General features: G+C 41.6%; 2 protein-coding genes and 1 pseudogene. 2 read left to right on the top strand and 1 reads right to left on the bottom strand.

The annotated features are described in order from the left end of the window. Window positions 1-589: pseudogene (locus MHN01_RS21300) on the bottom strand (transporter); the annotation flags it as partial. A 903-nt stretch (window positions 590-1,492) separates the two neighbouring features. On the opposite strand from MHN01_RS21300, the gene MHN01_RS21305 reads away from it, so the two are divergent. Both MHN01_RS21305 and MHN01_RS21310 read left to right on the top strand, forming a co-directional pair. Further along, window positions 1,493-2,839 carry a S41 family peptidase gene (locus tag MHN01_RS21305; RefSeq protein ID WP_239413313.1) on the top strand — a complete coding sequence of 449 codons (1,347 nt, stop codon included), beginning with the start codon at window positions 1,493-1,495 and terminating at the stop codon, window positions 2,837-2,839. Window positions 2,840-2,861: 22 nt separating this feature from the next. After that, window positions 2,862-3,248, top strand: a complete 387-nt coding sequence (locus MHN01_RS21310) for an ASCH domain-containing protein (protein WP_239413315.1) — start codon at window positions 2,862-2,864, stop codon at window positions 3,246-3,248. Window positions 3,249-3,325 lie beyond the last annotated feature (77 nt).

Here is a 3,325-nt window from a genome sequence, read left to right on the forward strand (position 1 = left end):
TATGAATTTCAAATTCATCGGCCTCTTTGTTGACATTGACGCGAAAGGCGAGGCGGAGTGTCCACATCGTCAGCAAGATGCCGCAGATCCCGAACGGGTAAGCAACAGCGTAGCCCATACCGGTAAGATCGAGCATACCCTCCTGTGCGCCAAGCTCAGAGAGAATTTGCTGACCAGCACCTAGCGATGGCGTATTGGTGACGGCACCGGAAAATACCCCGAGAATTACGGGTAAAGGTACATCGAACAGCTGGTGCAGGGCGATGGTTACTAGACAGCCAAGCAAAACAATTAGTGCTGCAAAGCCGTTTAGTTTTAGCCCCGAGCTTCTCAAGGAAGCAAAGAACCCTGGGCCGACCTGTATCCCTATTGTATAAACAAAGAGAATGAGGCCGAACTCTTGTATAAAGTGCAGGGTATTAGAATCGAGAGCGATGCCCCAGGTACCGGTGAAGTGACCAACGAAAATGCCGCCGAACAGCACTCCGCCTATCCCTAAACCTACGCCATAGATACGCCAATTCCCAATCCAAAGCCCGAGCACCGCTACCAGCGCAAGAATGCTGATAGAGAGCGCAATGTCACTCATGGTGAGTCTCCTGGTTAATAAAAATTCTGTTCACCGCAATTCTTTTCAAGATTGCAGGTGTGTGGCAACAATCCGTCGGGACGGTATTGTGACGCCAGGGGTAGGCTTATGAACTCAGTAAAGACTGATTTCGTAATAGATAACGAAAGGAGTGGTTAGGGAGTTTTGTCTACAGCTGGTGGAATCTCATTGTATTCATTTTTTCATACCACATTGAAAAATCGAATTGCATGTAAATAAACGCTATTAGAGTTGTCGATGTAGTATGCCCATTTGGGATGTCGCCATAACTTGATAAATAGTAATACCTTAAAATATAAAAGGTTTTAATAGCCAATATGCCAAATTGTGCAGTGCGCCTGATTCTAATTTGGTTAGGATAAGTCTTTGTTAATTAAGGGTTGCAATTGTGTGACAAATCAAGAGTGGCAACAATTCCTTCAATAATCTGACTTTGATTTTCTGTTTTTATGTCAGTGATTATTAATGAATCAGACTTGAACTAAGTCGAATTATTAAGGTTGTTAGTTACAGTTTGATAAATATATTTGTGATGCATCTCTGAAAACTAATTGGTAATGAAATTATTATCTAAGTTAGCTTTTAATTTATATAAAGCAGTATCAAGCCATGACTAATACCTGTATTTGATAACACTTATTAGACTGAACATGCTGTGTAAGTGGTGATGATTATCTCTGTCAAAAGCAAATCGTTCTTGGTTGTGTTTTGAACACTGATTATGAAAACTTTGATTGTTTAGTTAGGGTATGCTTTAAAGAGTATGTTGTAATTAAATAGTATGGTTCAGTGATGTGAATCATCAAGTTAACGCGCACCATCCGGCGCCATAACATTGCGATGTAATTTAAAACACGAAATAACTAAGGATTGGTTGAAATAATGACAAAACTGTTATTACCATTGCTAATAGCCTTGGGTATAGCATCAACATCTGTATGTGCTAAAGAAGCGTTGAATACTCCTCAGAATCTATCTGATGAGGATAAGTTGTATGGCCTGTCTTTGTTTTGGAAAGAGGCCAGCTACAACTTTGCTTATTTTGACCAAGTGCCTGAGCTAGATTTTGATAACGCTTACAGAGAGTTTATACCAAAGGTGTTAGCGACTGAAAATACTTATGAGTATTACCGTGAGTTGATGAAATTCAGTGCACTATTACATGATGGACATACCAATATTTATTTACCGAAAGGACTTTCTGATAGGTATGTTGACTGGCCAGCAATAAAGGCCACGGAAGCTAATCACCAAGCTGTAATCACAGAAATTGATAAGAGATTACTAACTGAAATTCCTCTTGGCTCAACGATCATATCAGTCGAAGGTGTTGATTTAGACACACATCTAAAAGCTAATATTATGCCTTACCTTTCAAGTTCAACAGAGCAAGCTTTGTGGAGTCATTCAGTAAGGGATATGTTAAAAGGCTCGCCTGGCAGTCAAGTTAATTTCATTATCCAATCCCCCTCGGGAGAGCAAAAAGCAATCACACTTAAGCGAAACTCACGACACATTAAAACTGAGACAGTTGCACTTAACTTGCCAGCTTCTAATGGTCAGTTGTTTGAGTTTCGGTGGTTGGATAATCAAGTTGCTTACGTGGCGTTAAATAGTTTCAGCGATAGACAGATTTTGCACGACTTTAAGTTAGCTTACGAAGATATAAAACAATCTGAAGGCCTCATTATTGATCTCAGGTTTAATGGCGGCGGCAATTCCGGTATAGGTACCGAGATATTATCCTATTTTACCAATCAAGACTTATATGGTTCGACTTGGAAAACAAGGAAGCATATCGCAGCCTACAAGGCATGGGGGTATAAAGAGTATGCTCAAGACAACGCGTGGGAGTCTGGCTCTATGTCGTTGCTGAAAGCCAAGAGTGATAGTCACATAGTGCCTACCTTGGTGCTGATTGGCAGACACACAGCGTCTGCTGCAGAGGACTTTTTGATCTACGCCGATAACTTACAGCACTTCACGACGATCGGCGAACGGACTTATGGCAGTACAGGCCAACCCATTTTCGTTGATTTACCCGGAGGGGGCTCTTTCAGAGTGTGTACCAAACGAGATACTTACCCTGACGGAAGAGATTTCGTTGGTTTCGGCATCAGCCCCAATATACTCATTGAGCGAATGCCAGAGCACTTAAAATCAGAAGAAGATGTTGTGCTTAATGAAGCTATTCAGAAATTGAATGGCATGTTGAACACACCGAGCTGACGTCATGTTTCAAGGAGGAATATTGAAAGCGATATCTGTGGTGTCCCCATGGGGAGATATGATTGCAAGTGGTGAAAAAACACTGGAAATACGTTCGTGGAAACCAGACGCTATCCCGATGATGGACGTTGCGTTAGTCCAAAACAAGACCCCTTTGCATCAAGATGGTCAGGAAGATCCCAATGGGTATGTGGTTGCAATCATAGATATTGTTGGTTACAAACCATGGATAATAGAAGACAGCAGGCAAGCCGGTTGTGATGAATCAGAGTTTACTTCAGGGTATCTTGCCTGGGAAATCAGCAATGTCAGGAAACTCAGCAAACAGGTTAATGTTACTGCCAAACGTAAGTTCTATACCTTGACTGATTCAGAATCAAAAGCGATAGAGCAGTGGTCAGAAACATAACCAAATTGCGAAGTGTCTTACTGGTTCGGAGGGACTCCGTTTAGAAGCCCCTCACTAGCCATTACTTTAATACGTTA

The organism is Photobacterium sp. OFAV2-7, assembly GCF_022347985.1.
In the GTDB taxonomy this organism is placed as follows: domain Bacteria; phylum Pseudomonadota; class Gammaproteobacteria; order Enterobacterales; family Vibrionaceae; genus Photobacterium.